The sequence below is a fragment of the Chitinophagaceae bacterium C216 genome (assembly GCA_028485475.2).
Taxonomy (GTDB): Bacteria; Bacteroidota; Bacteroidia; order Chitinophagales; family Chitinophagaceae; genus Niabella; species Niabella composti.
Map to the genome: position 1 here is coordinate 1,689,778 of CP144143.1, position 15,711 is coordinate 1,705,488.

At 40.5% G+C, this 15,711-nt stretch carries 14 protein-coding genes and 1 tRNA gene; 6 read left to right on the forward strand and 9 right to left on the reverse strand.

Annotation, left to right across the window (positions count from 1 at the left end; genetic code table 11):
- Positions 1-142 precede the first annotated feature (142 nt).
- From PIECOFPK_RS07050 to argC, 3 genes are all read left to right on the forward strand, one after another.
- The gene (locus PIECOFPK_RS07050; protein WP_330974393.1) at positions 143-850 is read left to right on the forward strand and encodes a GNAT family N-acetyltransferase; all 708 of its coding nucleotides are present in this window, start codon (positions 143-145) and stop codon (positions 848-850) included.
- 12 nt (positions 851-862) lie between these two features.
- Positions 863-2,080: an argininosuccinate synthase gene (gene argG / locus PIECOFPK_RS07055; protein ID WP_330974392.1), complete on the forward strand. Its 1,218-nt coding sequence runs from the start codon at positions 863-865 to the stop codon at positions 2,078-2,080.
- Positions 2,081-2,141: 61 nt separating this feature from the next.
- Positions 2,142-3,122, forward strand: coding sequence for an N-acetyl-gamma-glutamyl-phosphate reductase (gene argC / locus PIECOFPK_RS07060; protein ID WP_330974391.1), 981 nt, complete (start codon positions 2,142-2,144; stop codon positions 3,120-3,122).
- A 23-nt stretch (positions 3,123-3,145) separates the two neighbouring features.
- Here argC and PIECOFPK_RS07065 read toward each other — a convergent pair whose 3' ends face one another.
- Positions 3,146-3,973, reverse strand: a complete 828-nt coding sequence (locus tag PIECOFPK_RS07065) for an S-adenosyl-l-methionine hydroxide adenosyltransferase family protein (RefSeq protein WP_330974390.1) — start codon at positions 3,971-3,973, stop codon at positions 3,146-3,148.
- 86 nt (positions 3,974-4,059) lie between these two features.
- Positions 4,060-4,869: an SDR family oxidoreductase gene (locus PIECOFPK_RS07070; RefSeq protein WP_330974389.1), complete on the reverse strand. Its 810-nt coding sequence runs from the start codon at positions 4,867-4,869 to the stop codon at positions 4,060-4,062.
- A gap of 103 nt (positions 4,870-4,972) precedes the next feature.
- Between PIECOFPK_RS07070 and PIECOFPK_RS07075 the strand changes: the two genes are divergently transcribed.
- Positions 4,973-7,444: a glycoside hydrolase family 9 protein gene (locus PIECOFPK_RS07075; RefSeq protein ID WP_409965450.1), complete on the forward strand. Its 2,472-nt coding sequence runs from the start codon at positions 4,973-4,975 to the stop codon at positions 7,442-7,444.
- An 83-nt stretch (positions 7,445-7,527) separates the two neighbouring features.
- Positions 7,528-7,600, forward strand: a tRNA-Lys gene (locus PIECOFPK_RS07080).
- Positions 7,601-7,771: 171 nt separating this feature from the next.
- On the opposite strand, the gene PIECOFPK_RS07085 is transcribed toward PIECOFPK_RS07080, so the two are convergent.
- The 3 genes from PIECOFPK_RS07085 to PIECOFPK_RS07095 all read right to left on the reverse strand — a co-directional run bounded on the left by PIECOFPK_RS07085 (position 7,772) and on the right by PIECOFPK_RS07095 (position 9,317).
- Positions 7,772-8,182: a nuclear transport factor 2 family protein gene (locus PIECOFPK_RS07085; RefSeq protein WP_330974387.1), complete on the reverse strand. Its 411-nt coding sequence runs from the start codon at positions 8,180-8,182 to the stop codon at positions 7,772-7,774.
- A 4-nt stretch (positions 8,183-8,186) separates the two neighbouring features.
- Complete coding sequence (locus tag PIECOFPK_RS07090) at positions 8,187-8,711, reverse strand: TetR/AcrR family transcriptional regulator (protein ID WP_330974386.1); 525 nt, start codon at positions 8,709-8,711, stop codon at positions 8,187-8,189.
- 261 nt (positions 8,712-8,972) lie between these two features.
- Complete coding sequence (locus PIECOFPK_RS07095) at positions 8,973-9,317, reverse strand: winged helix-turn-helix transcriptional regulator (RefSeq protein ID WP_330974385.1); 345 nt, start codon at positions 9,315-9,317, stop codon at positions 8,973-8,975.
- Positions 9,318-9,407: 90 nt separating this feature from the next.
- On the opposite strand from PIECOFPK_RS07095, the gene PIECOFPK_RS07100 reads away from it, so the two are divergent.
- A complete protein-coding gene (locus PIECOFPK_RS07100; protein ID WP_330974384.1) occupies positions 9,408-9,782 on the forward strand; it encodes a DoxX family protein in 375 nt (124 codons plus the stop codon).
- A gap of 12 nt (positions 9,783-9,794) precedes the next feature.
- On the opposite strand, the gene PIECOFPK_RS07105 is transcribed toward PIECOFPK_RS07100, so the two are convergent.
- The 4 genes from PIECOFPK_RS07105 to mutS form a co-directional block, all read right to left on the reverse strand.
- Positions 9,795-10,877 carry a fatty acid desaturase family protein gene (locus tag PIECOFPK_RS07105; RefSeq protein ID WP_330974383.1) on the reverse strand — a complete coding sequence of 361 codons (1,083 nt, stop codon included), beginning with the start codon at positions 10,875-10,877 and terminating at the stop codon, positions 9,795-9,797.
- A gap of 97 nt (positions 10,878-10,974) precedes the next feature.
- Entirely contained in the window at positions 10,975-11,709 is a 735-nt protein-coding gene (gene bshB1 / locus PIECOFPK_RS07110; protein WP_409965451.1) for a bacillithiol biosynthesis deacetylase BshB1, read from the reverse strand.
- A 60-nt stretch (positions 11,710-11,769) separates the two neighbouring features.
- A complete protein-coding gene (locus PIECOFPK_RS07115; protein WP_409965452.1) occupies positions 11,770-13,014 on the reverse strand; it encodes a porin in 1,245 nt (414 codons plus the stop codon).
- Positions 13,015-13,037: 23 nt separating this feature from the next.
- Positions 13,038-15,683 carry a DNA mismatch repair protein MutS gene (gene mutS, locus PIECOFPK_RS07120; RefSeq protein ID WP_330974380.1) on the reverse strand — a complete coding sequence of 882 codons (2,646 nt, stop codon included), beginning with the start codon at positions 15,681-15,683 and terminating at the stop codon, positions 13,038-13,040.
- Positions 15,684-15,711: the final 28 nt, after the last annotated feature.

The following is a 15,711-nucleotide window of genomic DNA, read 5'->3' on the forward strand; positions in this document are numbered from 1 at the left end:
ACCTTCTCACCTCGTCCGCAGCGTTGTCCTCTTTGCTGACAGGCCTCACCTCTTGCCGAAGGTCCCTGTCAGTGAATCCCTTCTGAAAATATAGTTGTTTTTTTCAGGGCCGGCACCCACCCATCTTATTAATTTGAACATAGTGGACAATCAGGACATTATAGTAAGAGTAGCAATCTCTGAAGATAAAAAGTATTCTACCCAGATTACCGAAGAAATGGCCGCCTCTGCCGCAGCAAGAGGTACTGGAATTGCAAAGCGCAGCCCCGAGTATATTGAAAAGAAAATAGAGGAAGGGAAAGCGGTGATCGCCGTTACTAAAACCGGGGAATGGGTAGGTTTTTGTTATATCGAGACTTGGAGCCATGGTGAATATGTCGCCAATTCCGGACTTATTGTTGCGCCTCCTTATAGAAAGAGCGGTGTAGCTAAAAGAATTAAGCATACTATCTTTAATCTAAGCCGAACAAAATATCCCGATGCCAAGATCTTTGGGCTTACAACTGGCTTGGCTGTAATGAAGATTAACAGCGAGCTTGGCTACGAACCGGTTACCTATTCCGAGCTTACACAAGACGAGGAGTTTTGGGCAGGTTGTAAAAGTTGTGTGAACTACGATATTTTGATTAGTAAGGATCGTAAGAATTGTATGTGTACAGCGATGCTATACGATCCTAAAGATCACTACGAACCGGAAGAGACTAAGGCTTTTTTCGAGGAAAACAAATCGGGACTGGAAAGATTGCTGCGGTTTAAGCAATGGAAGTTTTTGAAGTCTTTCCGTCGTAAGGAAAAGAACGGAGGTACTGGCTCAGGCATCAAAGTATTTTTGAATTCACTCTTTAAATAAATATTCAATAGGATGAGTAAAAAAGTAGTATTAGGCTTTAGCGGAGGCTTAGACACATCTTTTTGTGTGAAGTATTTGACTGAGGAGCAGGGGTATGAAGTATACAGCATTATTGTAAATACAGGTGGTTTTAGTGATGAGGAGTTGGAGAAGATTGAGCAGCATGCAAAGAATCTAGGTGTGAAATCACATAAAACCGTAAATGCTGTAAAGAACTATTATAATTCAATCATTCGTTATCTGATTTACGGCAATGTATTAAAGAATAATACTTATCCGTTAAGTGTTTCGGCTGAGCGTTTGAGTCAGGCTATCCATATTGCTGAATATGCAAAGGAAATACAGGCCGATGCTGTGGCGCATGGAAGCACCGGTGCCGGTAACGATCAGGTGCGCTTCGATATGATTTTAAATATTATTGCACCGGGTACAGAAATTATTACTCCTATTCGTGATTTGAAATTAAGCCGTGAAGCTGAAATCGAATACCTAAAGAGCAAGGGTGTAGAAATGAATTTTGAGAAAGCCGTATACTCAATTAATAAAGGCTTGTGGGGCACCAGTGTGGGAGGAAAGGAAACTCTGAGTTCAAAAGGACTGCTTCCTGAAGAAGCATGGCCTACTCAGGTTACTAAAACAGGTTCTGAGGAAGTAGTGTTAACGTTTGAGAAAGGAGAGCTGGTGAAGGTAAACGATGAGGCCTTCGATCATCCTACTGAAGCTATCCAATATCTGCAGTCCATTGCCGGTCCTTATGGAGTGGGACGCGATATTCATGTGGGTGATACAATTATCGGTATTAAGGGGCGTGTAGGCTTTGAGGCGGCAGCTCCCATTCTTATTATCAAAGGTCACCATGCATTGGAAAAGCATGTGCTTACCAAATGGCAATTACAATGGAAAGACCAGATTGCCCAGTTCTATGGCATGTGGTTACATGAAGGACAGATATTAGATCCCGTAATGCGCGATATGGAAGCTTTCCTTGAGAGTTCTCAACGTAACGTAACCGGTAAGGTGTTTATCCAATTGCATCCTTATCGTTATGAAATAATCGGTATTGAGAGCGATTACGATTTAATGAATAGCGAATTTGGTAGCTATGGAGAAATGAATGCCGGTTATACTGCGGATGATGTGAAAGGATTTACGCGTATCTTCGGAAACCAGACCGGAATCTATCATCAGGTAAAAGAAAAGGCCTATCAAAAGAACGGACAAAGGTTCTAATAGGTTGAGTAAGTTGGATGTGATGCGTATTTTATAAATCTCCTCTAAAACAAAATACATCATGATTAACGTCGGAATAATTGGTGGCGCTGGATATACTGGAGGCGAATTGATAAGACTGCTTATCAATCACCCCGAAGTGGATATTAAATTTATCCATAGTCGTAGTAATGCCGATAAGTACATTCATGAAGTGCATAAAGATTTAATAGGAGATACCGATTTAAAGTTTACAAATCAGCTTTCGCAGGACATTGATTGTTTGTTTCTATGTTTAGGACACGGTGAGTCCACTAAGTTTTTGCATGAAAACGATGTGGCCCCGCACATAAAGATTATCGACCTAGCCAATGATTTTCGTTTGAAGAAAGATCGGGTACAAGCGACACTGAACCGCACTTTCATTTACGGGTTGCCCGAGCTGAACAAAGAAGAAATTACTAAGGCATCCAATATCGCCAATCCGGGTTGTTTTGCCACAACCATTCAATTAGGATTGTTGCCTCTGGCTAAAGAAGGCTTATTGAAGGATATCTATACCACAGGTATTACCGGCAGCACAGGTGCCGGTCAAGCACTTTCAGCTACCTCACATTTTAGCTGGCGGGCTAATAATATTCAGGCATATAAAACGCTTACTCATCAGCATCTGGGAGAAATAGGAGAATCGCTGAGTCAACTGCAACCTAATACCGATTTTGATTTAAGCTTTGTTCCTTGGCGTGGCGATTTTACACGGGGTATTTTTGTGAGCTCTACGATTACCACCGATCTTTCGTTGGAGGAGTTATTCCCTTTGTATGAAAGTTTTTATGAAAGCCATCCTTTTACACAGATTAGCCGCACACCTATATTTTTAAAGCAGGTAGTAAATACAAATAAAGCTATAATTCACCTAGAAAAAGCTGGGAATAAACTTGTGGTGCACTCTGCACTGGATAATCTTTTAAAAGGCGCCAGCGGTCAGGCTGTGCATAATATGAATCTATTGTTTGGCCTTGAAGAAACGACAGGTTTGAGATTGAAGCCTGCAGCTTTCTAACATAGAGCTACGTTTCGCAAAAATTATTCGAAGTATACTTTTACTGTTTGATACAGTAATTGATGCTGCATGATTACTGCAGAATTGTGGGCTTTTTCGGAATAGCCTTTTAAACCGAATAACCCTGCGGCATTTCCCTTATTGATGGCTATTTCTAGATAATCGGCGCTGTTGAAAAGCGCTAATTTTTCACCTTCGGGTACGTCGGCGTAAGACTCACTGATCTTATTGATTACCTCATCTCGTAAGAACACAATCTTAAAAGCACGTCCCTGTCTTTGTTCTTCAAATTGTTTTTTGGTGATGTTGACCACCACATTTTCAAAATTATCAATAAAGATAATTTGCCCTTCTATGTAGTTATTGGTTTGAATAGGCATTAGCGGATTCTTTTCAATAAAGCTTACATCCGGAATGCCAATTTTTTGTATAGGTTCTCCGTTGGATAAACGGCGTATGGTGTTGGCTATTACTTCGGTGCAATACAATGTATTTTTAGTAGCCGTTTTTTCCAGAGGAATACCCATTACGATATCTGGCCGTTCTTCTAGAATCATATTGAGCAGTCCGTTGTCGGCACAGAAGATGTATTGATTTTTATGAAAAGCCAGCAACAGGTTCTGCGGTTTCTTGTCGAAGAGATTAATCAGTATAATATGATACGTGTACTCCGGAAAATTTTTAAAGGCTCCACGGCATACATAAGACGCCTGCGGATAGTTGAACGGTGCAATGTTATGCGAAATGTCTATCAGTAAAAGGTCAGGATTGGCTTGCAATAACTGGGCCTTTATCGCCCCGATAAGATAATCGTTGTTCCCAATATCGGATGTAAGTGTTACAAAGTTCATTGAGTGAGTACCAGCCTACCTTTTAATTTTGGGTGCAATTTATCTTTTTTTGCTTAATCGTGCATGTATTTACGCTGAATACAGACTTATTTCACCAGTTCTTTATTCTTGAAGTAAAATTTATGTACCAGCTTATCTGCCAGTTTGGGGAAGAATTTGTTCAGCAGCACGGTTTCTTTACCGGTCATTGTTAGTACTAGCGTGCGCTTTTTCTTCATGATAGCTTTGAGCAGATGATCTGCACATTCCTCAGCGCTCATCATTTTATTTTCGTCCATGGGATTTTCTTTTTGTTGCTCACCTTTATCGTTAAGTGCGTGATCCCTGATTTTGGATGAAGTAAATCCGGGGCAAACCCACATTACATGCACTTCGTCGTCCATCAGTTCGGTTCTGAGACATTCCAGAAAGCCCTGTAGGGCAAATTTGCTAGCAGAATAGCCTGTGCGGCCCGGAAGTCCACGGTAGCCTGCTATAGACGATACGCCTACAATAGTACCTTTGGAACTGATTAGAGCAGGCAGCGCGAATTTGGTACAATGTACTGCTCCATAAAAATTGATATCCATTACTTTTTTAATCACCGACACTTCTAGGTCTTTAAATAAAGCCCTCATGCTGATGCCCGCGTTGTTGATAAGGATATCGATTTTCCCAAAAGCTTGTAAGGTCGATTCTATGAACCTTTTACAATCGGCTTCATTGCTTACATCAGCAACCAGTGTATGTAATGGTAATGAGGGGTGTTGTGCTTGTAACTCATAGAGTTTATCATGCTTACGTCCGCAGGTGGCTACTTTGGCACCTAAATGTAATAATTTGCTCACTAGCGCACGACCGATGCCATCGGTTCCGCCGGTAACCACAACAACTTTATCTTTATAGTAATGGTTCATCTGCCCAAGGTGTTGATTATAGAGACAAACCTAATTATAAAACCTCAAAAATCAATACCATTGAGCCTTATGATTTTCGTAAATTGATGTAAAAATTTAGATTATGATTCAAAAGCATGTCCTTTGTCAGGTACTGATAACCTTATCGATGATGTTTTTGTGGGAACGCATATATGCACAGCAGGCCTGGATACGGATAAATCAGCTAGGGTACAGAGAGGCAGATGTAAAAGTGGCGGTAATGGGCAGTAAAGAGCCTATAGAGTGCACTCGATTTGAAGTAGTGGATGCCGCTACCCACAAAGTGGTATATGAGGCAAAAGCTGTAAAGTATTTTGGTAAATACGGTCCTTTTGCACATACTTGGCGATTGAATTTTTCTCCTTTCTCCCGAAAGGGAATTTATTACATCAAAGCTGGCTCCATAAAATCTCCGGAATTTAAGATAGATAATCGTGTGTACGAGGGAACGGCTGATTTTGTGTTGAAGTATATGCGTCAGCAGAGGAGCAAGTATAATCCGTTTCTAAAGGATAGTTGTCATACAAAAGATGGGTTCATCGTTTATCATCCTGATAAAAACAAAGACTCCACATATATTGATGTAGCCGGTGGTTGGCACGACGCGTCGGACTATTTGCAATATTTGCCTACCTCGGCCAATGCTACATTTCAGATGATGTTTGCTTTCATGCAGCATCCGGAGAGTTTTCAGGATAAATACGATGCTTGGGGTAATGAGGGCAGCAATAATATTCCTGATGTGATTGATGAAGCCAAATGGGGACTGGACTGGCTGGTAAAAATGAATCCGGGGAAAGGGGAGTATTATAATCAGATTGCGGACGACCGCGACCATCAGGGCATGCGCCTGCCCACACTGGACTCTGTGGTATATGCTCCCAATAAGGGATTTGCCCGCCCAGTCTATTTCATTACGGGGAAACCCCAGGGCGAAAAGTACAAGAATAAAACTGTGGGGGCTGCATCCTCAGCTGGAAAATTTGCTACAGCTTTTGCCATTGGTGCACAGGTGATGAAACCTTATTATCCGCAGTTTGCTGAAAGCCTCGTACAAAAAGCTATCGATGCCTATGAGTTTGGCAAACAGCATCCCGGCAATACACAAACCATATCTGTCGTATCGCCTTACATCTATGCAGAGGATAATTATGCGGATGATATGGAGTTGGCTGCAATCACATTATTTAAGCTTACCGGAGATAGTGTTTATTTGAAAGATGCCATACAATTTGCCCATATGGAACCTGTAACGCCGTGGATGGGAGCCGATAGTGCCAATCATTACCAATGGTATCCTTTTGTCAATCTGGGGCATTACTTCGGTGCAAAGTTGGATCATCATAATCGGGATACTTATATCCGTTACATGCGTGAAGGGATACAACGTGTGGTAAATCGGGGTAAGAATAATCCCTTCTTGATAGGAGTACCATTTATTTGGTGCTCCAACAATCTGGTGGTAGGTATGCTAACGCAGATGAGTTTGTATCGAAAGATTACGGGTGATAAAAGTTTTGAAGAAGAAGAAGCTGCCTTGCGCGACTGGCTGTTTGGCTGTAATCCTTGGGGCACCAGTATGATTTGCGATTTGCCGGAAAACGGTATTGCGCCTAAAGATCCGCATTCGGCATTTACACATTTGTATAACTATAAAATTTCTGGAGGACTGGTGGATGGTCCCGTATATGGAAGTATTTGGAACAAACTCATCGGCATTAAACTCTATGCGCCGGATGAGTTTGAAGCCTTTCAGTCAGATGTGGCGGTGTATCATGATGATTATGGCGATTACTCTACTAATGAACCTACAATGGATGGTACTGCTAGTCTGTCTTATTATTTGTCCATGCTACAAAGTGATACCTTATCTCGATTGGAATATGATAAGGAGGGTGGTGTAATAAAAATAGATAGTGATAAGAAGCATGTTTATTTATTATTCTCTGCGCACGAATTTGCAGAGGGAGGAAAGCATGTAGTAGAGACGCTCGCCAGAAATAAGGTTAAGGGGAACTTCTTTTTTACGGGAGATTTTTTACGAAATAAGAAGCATTATGCTTTACTGCAACAATTGCATCGACAGGGGCATTATATCGGTTCGCATTCTGGTAAGCATTTATTATATGCCGATTGGACAAAGAGAGATTCTTTGCTAGTAAGTAAAGACTCTTTTAAAACAGATTTAGAAAAATCATTGGAACAATTGCGCAAATTGAATATTGAATCCGGGAAATGGTATTTACCGCCATATGAGTGGTATAACAAGCAGATAGTAGAATGGTGCAAGGAGTTGGGATTAACAGTTCTTAATTTTACTCCGGGCACGGGCACCAATGCCGATTATACCTGGCCTGGTTTAAAAAATTACAGGAGTAGTGGAGATCTTTTACAGCATCTTTTTAAGTTGGACGAGAAAATATTAGGGGGTAGTTTATTACTTATTCACTTGGGAACCGATCCACGCAGAAAGGACAAGTTCTACAACAAGTTAGATATTATTATAAAGCATCTGCAGAAAAATGGGTTTATGATAAAAAAATTACCAAATTGATGAAAAAAAGTTTGGAGTATTAAATTCATACTCCTATTTTTGCACTCCCAAAACGGGAATGGTGATACAAAACAACCATTGGAGATTCCGTAGCTCAGTTGGTAGAGCACAACACTTTTAATGTTGGGGTCCTGGGTTCGAGCCCCAGCGGGATCACAAAGCGCAGCGAAAAAGCTGCGCTTTTTTAATGTATATTCTATTGCATTTATTATTATCTGTGTAGTTCTCTCAGCAATCTCCCAAAAACTACATGTAATAATCGCATAAAAAAACGAAATGCCTAGTATTTTTAAACACAAGCATTTCGTTTTGCTCAAAAATTTACGCTTACAAGTATCTGTCTGTTTCTTTTATTTCGAGATCATTGATGCTTGCATAACGTTTTTTCATGAGACCATTTTCATCAAATTCCCAGTTTTCATTACCATAAGCCCTGAACCATTTCCCATCTTTGTTTCTGTATTCATATTCGAACCTTACCGCAATCCTATTATCGGTATGAGCCCAATATTCTTTCTTAAGTTTATAGTCCAGCTCATTTTCCCATTTTTCAGTTAGAAATTGTACAATTTCATCCCGTCCTTTGAGAAAAAGGTTGCGATTGCGCCATTCGCTATCAATGGTATAAGCCATTGATACTTTTTGAGGATTTTTAGTATTCCAGGCGTCTTCTGCCATTTGTATTTTTTGTTTAGCGGTCTCCACGGTAAATGGAGGCAGAGGGGGTCTTTGTTCCATAATATTAAATTAAAGTGTGCACAATTCTTTTCGCTTTTTCGACCAGCTCATTGGATTTAAAAAGTTGGCTTTCTATAATTGAACTTTCAAATAGCAAGTAAATATGAGCAGCCTGTAGCTTATCGTCGAGTTCTTTTTCAAAAAACTTTCTGAGATCGGTTTTATGAGCTTGTATTACAGAAAGTATAGCCTCTTGCTCTTTGGATATTTCAGACAGAATGTTTAAAAAACTGCATCCTCTGAAATGCTCCTTTGCGTTCATATATATAATAAAATCGAATGCGCTGAGTATTCTTTTTTTATGGCTTTTAGAGGTTGATACGTAGGCCATCAGTTCAGAAAACCAATATTCATGTCTCGCATTCAAGTATGCCACACATAAATCGTCTTTCGATTTGAAGTGCTGGTAAAAGCTTGCTTTGGCTACATTGGCTTCACTAATGATTTGATTGATGCCGGTACTGTTATATCCCTGTTGATGAAACAGGTACGATGCAGTTTCCAGAATGCGTTCTCTTGGACTAGTCATGTCGAGATGGATATGAAAACAAAGGTATGGAATTTTCAATGTACAGACAAGTCTGTCTATATTTTTTTATTTTATTATTGGAACATTAGAATAAGGAATTTTCTAATGGAGCTCTTATTAAAGTAGAGATGGAATTTAATGTATAAATAGGAGCATTACTTCCCGGTAAGAGTATGCCATAGGTGGTGGATGCGCTATATCTGAAATAGAAGTGGGACTAAACGGGGCTTTGGGATAAAAGGCATTATAAAGATTTTATTGTTATTCCCCTAAAATAATCTTCCTACGATGCTGCGTGCCCCATTTTTCCATCGCATTCATTACTTCGTCTAATGTTTTACTATAAGGTGTAAGCTCGTATAATACCGTAATAGGTTTGGTTTGACATACTTCACGCTTTACCAAACCATTGAGTTCTAGTTCTTGTAATTCTTTCGATAATATGCGAGGAGAAATGCCGGCTTCGCGTGATAATTGATTAAATCTTTTTTTACCACTACGTAGTACAGCAAGTAAAACCAATTTCCATTTACCTCCAACCACATCTAATGTATCTCTAATCGCCAGTCGGGCTTTGGCACAGCTTTCGGGAGTGTGAGTAACCATGTGCTATTCTTTTTGTAACTACTATCCTTTTTGTAACAGATAACAAATGTATAGCATCTATTCTGAGATTTGCTATAAAAATTAAAAGTTATGCAAACAAAATTCGCCAAAATCGCCGGATGGATCTTAACCTTCCTTTTAAGCTTTCTTTTTATTATGAGTGCTTATCTAAAGCTTTCTCAGAACGAGACGGCAATCGCACAAGCCGAATATTTCGGTATCAATGCAAAAACATATTTATTGATAGGTATCGTAGAGATGGTATCATTAATATTGTTCATTATTCCGAGAACAGGGGTGTTAGGTACCTTGATGCTGGCTGCTTATTTGGGTGGAGCTATCGCCACACACCTGCAACATCAGCAACCTATTGTTATTCCTGTGCTGACTCAAACATTGCTGTGGGTTACAGCAGTAATTCGTTTCCCCGAGGTGAAATATCGGTTGATGCGTTCTATGCTTTAAGTCGTATTACAGCTAATGCGTGTAGGATGGATCGCTGAGCTGCTTCAGATGCGCAATGTGCGAAGCCACTGCATCAATTACCCTTTTATATTCGATATAAGTGACGTTAAACTCCTGGCAAGTACTCTTAATGATCTTGTTGATTTTGGGGTAATGTATATGTGATATTTTAGGGAATAAATGATGTTCTACTTGAAAATTCAGTCCGCCCATAAACCAACATGCCAGTCTATTATTGGTAGCAAAGTTGGCTGTGGTTTTTAACTGGTGAATAGCCCATTCGTCTTCTATTTTATTTGTATGGCTATTGGGCTGTGGAAAGTGTGTATGTTCTACAGTGTGGGCTAGTTGAAATACGATGCTTAACACAAAGCCAGCAAATAGGGCATATACAGTAAATCCTATAGCCCAGGGGCCTACACCCACAAAAATGATGGGAAGTACTACAAACAAAACAAGGTGTAATATTTTAAAACCCCAGAAGATAAAGTGGTCTTTGGTGGACATCTTCTTAAGAGGAATATCACCTATTCGCCGTGTAAAATATTTCTGATAATCGGAGTAGAAAATCCAAAATAGATAAAGTAAGGAATAGATAAACCAGAAGTACAGATGTTGAAACTTGTGCACTTTGTAATGCTTCTGGGTTTCGCAAAGTCTTAAAAATGGCTTGGCATCTAGATCATCATCAATGCCGTCGATATTGGTATAAGCATGGTGAATGACATTATGCTTCATCTTCCACATGAAGGTATTTGCACCTAGAAAATTAAGAGATGATGCAGCCAGATTATTGACCCATTGTTTACTACTGAAGCTTCCATGCGCACCATCATGCATAATATTAAATCCGATAGCCGAAGTAAAAAGACTCAACAGGAGACATTCAAAGATGGCCCATGCTGCCGGCGGTGTAAAGAATACAAGATGTATATATAATGCAATAAAACCGGTAACTAAAAAGAATGCTTTGGAATAGAGCCTTATATTTCCTGTGCTCCGCAAACCTTGCGTTTTAAAGTAATCGTTGATTCGTGACTTAAGTACTGTATGAAACGAAGGGGGAGAAGGAGAGGCAAACTTAGGAACAGACATTCAATGTGATATTTTCTACTATTTTATATTGTGTGAGGCACAAAGGTAACAGATTATTACTGCTCCTACAATAAAAATATGCAAAAGTCCTCCTAAATTATGTTTCTTGCAGTATTAAGTTGTCTAAACTATGTATGCCGATATGTTTATCACTGATAAAGCCTTCGGCGTATTTCACACCGATACGTCTTCCTAGCATGCGCATGCGCGCGAGCAAACTTTCCTTGAATTCGGGAGTAGAAATATAAGTTACAGGACCATCTTCACTGGTAGGTGTATGAAATTGTGTAGTATACGCTTCTATGGCCTTCATTTTTTTATCAATTACATCACTTATATCAATCAATATGTCAGGCTCATAGAACCAGTCTTGGATATATTGCAAAAAATAACGAGGACGCCATTTTTGCTGAGGCTTGCCATTTTCGTCCATGGTTTCGATTTTCAAAAGACCTGATAAAAAGCAGGCATCATTGATGAGATCGCCGGCGCGACCATGATCCGGATGTCGGTCTTTTCGAACGTTTCCCAGGATAATATCTGGCTGATATTTTCGAATAGCCCGGATAAGTTGTAGCTGATGTTCTTCATCATTCTTAAAGAAGCCGTCGCGCATTTTCAGGTTTTCGCGTACCGCTACTCCCATAATTTGAGCAGCAGCAGTAGCTTCAGCATGACGGGTGGCTGCTGAGCCTCGTGTTCCCAACTCCCCTTGCGTAAGGTCAATAATTCCAACCTTTTTACCGTTTCTTATCTCTTTAATGATGGTGCCTGCACAACCTAGCTCCACATCGTCTGGATGCACTCCAATGGCTAATATATCCAGTTTCATACGCAAATGAACAATATTGAAAAGTAAATGTTGGGCACATACCCATAAATATCTGGGGTATTATATTCCGATTTCCAGTTGTATCATCCCATTCACACGATTCTTAAAGGGATCGTCAAGTTCGTCCGAATCGCCCATTCTGTCATCTAATCCTAGATAACCCTGCAATTTTATTTTGTGCTTGTTAAAGTAGTGCGAATAACCTATTGCTTTTGTCGCCATCCTATACTGATACAAGGCCACTTCTTTATGGGGTTTTATTTGGGTGTATCTGATCACGATTTCATCTTTTTTTGAAACCATCTTTGACCCCTGAACATTAATGGCTTTACCGGCGGGCATTTTTAAAAAGGTGACCAAGTCATCAGGGCGGTCTGAGAAATCTTTTACTGAGAAATCATCTACTTTACGATCGAAATACTCTCCCATAAATGCCCAACCATTATATTTAAACATTGCGTCAGCAATAATAGTACGAATATTGGCATATAACGCTTCTTCTTCATCATATGTACTATACATATGTTTTCCTAATTGACCACCTGTACGGTTGGCTCTGAAATTCTTAGAGTAAGTAAGCCCCAAAGAAAGCTTGGGCGTTTCTTCAAACTCTAAATCACCCTCAAAATAGTGGCCCTTGTTTTTAAACTCACCAAAAGGTAAATATTCTATTCGGCCGGTATAGGCAAGACCTTTGTCAACACTGACCTGTCCACGGCCGTCTCCGGTAGAAATAGCAGTCTGTAATTGGATTACCTGTTTTTGTATGGCGATTTGACGATTAATAAAAATACCAAAATCCCGGTCAAGAGTAAACTTGCTATTTGCAATAGAACGATCTGGCATTTGTAATTCACCGGAAGAATTAACACGCTCTCTATTACCGGGTAGTTTGGTTTGCCCTAAACCTAGCGACCAGTATTTATTGGGGTTATAATAAAACACTGCATCTCTAACAATTTGCGGATCGCCGCTATCAAGATCCATGTCTCGTTTGGAAAAACTAAGTTGTAACTTGTATTCGAGTTTGGGAGATAATAAATGCCCTTCAAAGCGCAAGCGAAACCGGCGCACCATTCCTTCGAAACCATGTTCATCGACATCATCGGTACGACTGTAATAGCCGGCTCTTAATTGGGTGCGAAACCGAAAATTGAGTAGGAAATTATCTCCTTTCGTAAATTGAAGACCTTTATCAGTGAAATCGGTCTTCAGTTTGTTCGCATCTTCGATATCCTGAGCTAATGAAGTGCCATATAGGCCAATGGCACAAAACAGTAACCTTATTGATTTAGTAATTCTCATTTCAAAGCAAAGAAACGAAATCTTTATTTGACCATATTTTTTATTTCCTGCAGTTTCAGAAGGGCTTCAACAGGGGTAAGCCTATTAATATCAATGTTGGCAAGCAGTTGTCGTATTTCTTCAAAAGTTTGACTATGTGCGTCAAATATCGACAGCTGGTACTGGGCGGTATTGATATTTTTTATTTTTTCCGAAAGATCTTTATCGGCTCTTCGGACTGGTTGATCCGCATTTGTGTTATCATCCACATGTTGCGATTCTAAATGGGCTAATATTTCATTTGCTCGTTGAATAAGCGAAGGAGGCATCCCCGCCATTTTGGCCACATGAATACCGAAGCTATGGGTACTGCCCCCACGTGCCAGCTTGCGCAGGAAGATGATTTTATTGCCCGCTTCCTTATTTGTGATATGATAATTCTTAATGCGCGGGAATTTTTCTTCCAGTTCGTTTAATTCGTGGTAGTGTGTTGCAAATAGGGTTTTAGGCTGGTGTGGCGATTGATGCAGGTATTCGATAATGCTCCAGGCAATAGAAATTCCATCGTAAGTAGAAGTGCCTCGTCCTATTTCATCCAACAATACCAAACTCCGCGGTGTAATATTATTAATAATAGCAGCAGTCTCATTCATCTCTACCATGAATGTACTTTCTCCACCGCTTAGATTATCCGATGCTCCTACACGTGTAAATATTTTATCGGTAAGCGAAATTTTCGCTTCGGTTGCCGGCACAAAACTTCCCATATGAGCCATTAAAGTAATCAGCGCCACCTGCCGCAGCAATGCTGATTTACCGCTCATATTAGGACCGGTAAGAATGATAATCTGCTGATCGGTTTTATTCAGTTCAATATCGTTATGAATATAGCTTTCTCCCGGAGGCAGATTGCGCTCAATCACCGGGTGGCGTGCCTCTTTCACTACCCAATCGTCACCTTCATGCAGCTCAGGTTTTTTGTATTGATAATGGATGGCATTATGAGCAAAACAGCAGAGACAATCCAGTATTGCCAGTAAGTTCCCATTAGTCTGTACAGGCTGTAGATAATCCATCAGCTCACTGAGCAATTGATCGTAGAGCTGTGCTTCGATTTGCAGAATTTTTTCTTCGGCCCCGGTGATTTTTTCTTCGTACTCTTTTAGTTCGGGCGTAATGTAGCGTTCGGCATTTGCCAAGGTTTGTTTGCGTATCCAGTTTTCGGGAACACGGCTTTTATGGCTATTGGTAACTTCTAGATAATAACCGAAGACATTGTTGAACCCAATTTTAAGCGAAGTAATGCCCGTTTTTTCAGCTTCAATAGCTTGCAGTTTGGCCAAATAAGCCTTGCCGCTTTGGGAAATATCGCGCAGCTCATCCAGCTCGGGGTTAACTCCATTATTAATTACCCCTCCTTTGGCAATGGTAGCTGGCGGATTATCTATAATTTCTGTAAATATTTTTTCCGCAATCAGGGGGCAAGGATTCAAAGCATCACCGATGCGTTGCAGATACGGATTATTGTGCTTCGTACACCATTCCTTAATCTGCTGCACCTGTTTTAATCCTTTAGCCAGCTGCAATACCTCACGTGGGTTGATTTTTTTGGTAGGTATTTTCGATATCAGTCTTTCAATATCTCCACACTGTTTAATGGCGTGGGAGAGGTCGTTTCTGAGATCCGTTTCTTTAATAAAAGTTTCTACCAGTTGCAGTCTTTCATTGATTTGATTGATATCGATAAGTGGAAAGAGTAACCAGCGTTTTAAAAGACGGGCTCCCATGGGCGACACGGTATTGTCCAGTACACTTAGTAATGTATGGTTCCCCTCCGCATTGCCATAGGTAAGCTCCAGATTACGGATGGTAAAGCGATCCATCCATAGAAAATTATTCCGGTGAATGCATTGTATAGAGGTAATGTGTTGCAGATTGGGATGCTCTGTATCCTTTAGATAATGGATCACAGCACCCGCTGCCGTAATACCCTGTTTATATTCCTCTATTCCAAAGCCTTTAAGGGAATGCGTTTGAAAATGTTTCAAAAGCGTTTCTTCTGCATAGGCGGTATCAAATATCCATTCGTCCAGCGTATAAGTATACATTCTGGCATCGAAGAGTTCCCGAAAGGCTTTTTGTTTATGGCGCTCAAAAATTACCTCCGAGGGGGCAAAGCTTTGTAGTAATTTATCTGCATACTCTCTGTCCCCTTCGGCAATTAGAAATTCACCGGTGGATAAATCTAGAAAGCAGAGCCCAAACAAATTATCGCCGGCAAAATGTACACCTGCCAGAAAGTTATTGCTTTTATGCTCGAGTAGTTTATCGTTGATGGCGGTCCCGGGAGTGACCATCTCGGTTACGCCACGCTTTACAATCCCTTTGGCTTGTTTGGGGTCTTCCAGCTGGTCACAAATCGCTACTCTATAGCCGGCTTTTACCAGCTTATGTAGATAAGTGTCTAAAGCATGATGCGGAAAGCCCGCTAGGTCAAGAGAGGCAGCCGCGCCATTATTTCTTTTGGTAAGGGTAATACCTAATACCTGGGAGGCAATAATGGCGTCTTGTCCGAAAGTTTCATAGAAATCTCCTACCCGAAACAGCAAGACAGCATCAGGGTATTTCTGTTTAATAGCCCGGTGCTGCTGCATTAATGGAGTCTCTGAAGGTTTGTTTGCTTTGGACATGGTGGGCAAAAATAGCAAAATGTTATTG

Coding starts and splice junctions, on each gene's coding strand:
- PIECOFPK_RS07075 (WP_409965450.1), top strand. CDS start 4,973: ATGATTCAAAAGCATGTCCTTTGTCAGGTACTGATAACCTTATCGATG.
- PIECOFPK_RS07090 (WP_330974386.1), bottom strand. CDS start 8,711: ATGACTAGTCCAAGAGAACGCATTCTGGAAACTGCATCGTACCTGTTT.
- PIECOFPK_RS07095 (WP_330974385.1), bottom strand. CDS start 9,317: ATGGTTACTCACACTCCCGAAAGCTGTGCCAAAGCCCGACTGGCGATT.
- PIECOFPK_RS07085 (WP_330974387.1), bottom strand. CDS start 8,182: ATGGAACAAAGACCCCCTCTGCCTCCATTTACCGTGGAGACCGCTAAA.
- argG (WP_330974392.1), top strand. CDS start 863: ATGAGTAAAAAAGTAGTATTAGGCTTTAGCGGAGGCTTAGACACATCT.
- mutS (WP_330974380.1), bottom strand. CDS start 15,683: ATGTCCAAAGCAAACAAACCTTCAGAGACTCCATTAATGCAGCAGCAC.
- PIECOFPK_RS07100 (WP_330974384.1), top strand. CDS start 9,408: ATGCAAACAAAATTCGCCAAAATCGCCGGATGGATCTTAACCTTCCTT.
- PIECOFPK_RS07065 (WP_330974390.1), bottom strand. CDS start 3,973: ATGAACTTTGTAACACTTACATCCGATATTGGGAACAACGATTATCTT.
- PIECOFPK_RS07115 (WP_409965452.1), bottom strand. CDS start 13,014: ATGAGAATTACTAAATCAATAAGGTTACTGTTTTGTGCCATTGGCCTA.
- PIECOFPK_RS07105 (WP_330974383.1), bottom strand. CDS start 10,877: ATGTCTGTTCCTAAGTTTGCCTCTCCTTCTCCCCCTTCGTTTCATACA.
- bshB1 (WP_409965451.1), bottom strand. CDS start 11,709: ATGAAACTGGATATATTAGCCATTGGAGTGCATCCAGACGATGTGGAG.
- PIECOFPK_RS07070 (WP_330974389.1), bottom strand. CDS start 4,869: ATGAACCATTACTATAAAGATAAAGTTGTTGTGGTTACCGGCGGAACC.
- argC (WP_330974391.1), top strand. CDS start 2,142: ATGATTAACGTCGGAATAATTGGTGGCGCTGGATATACTGGAGGCGAA.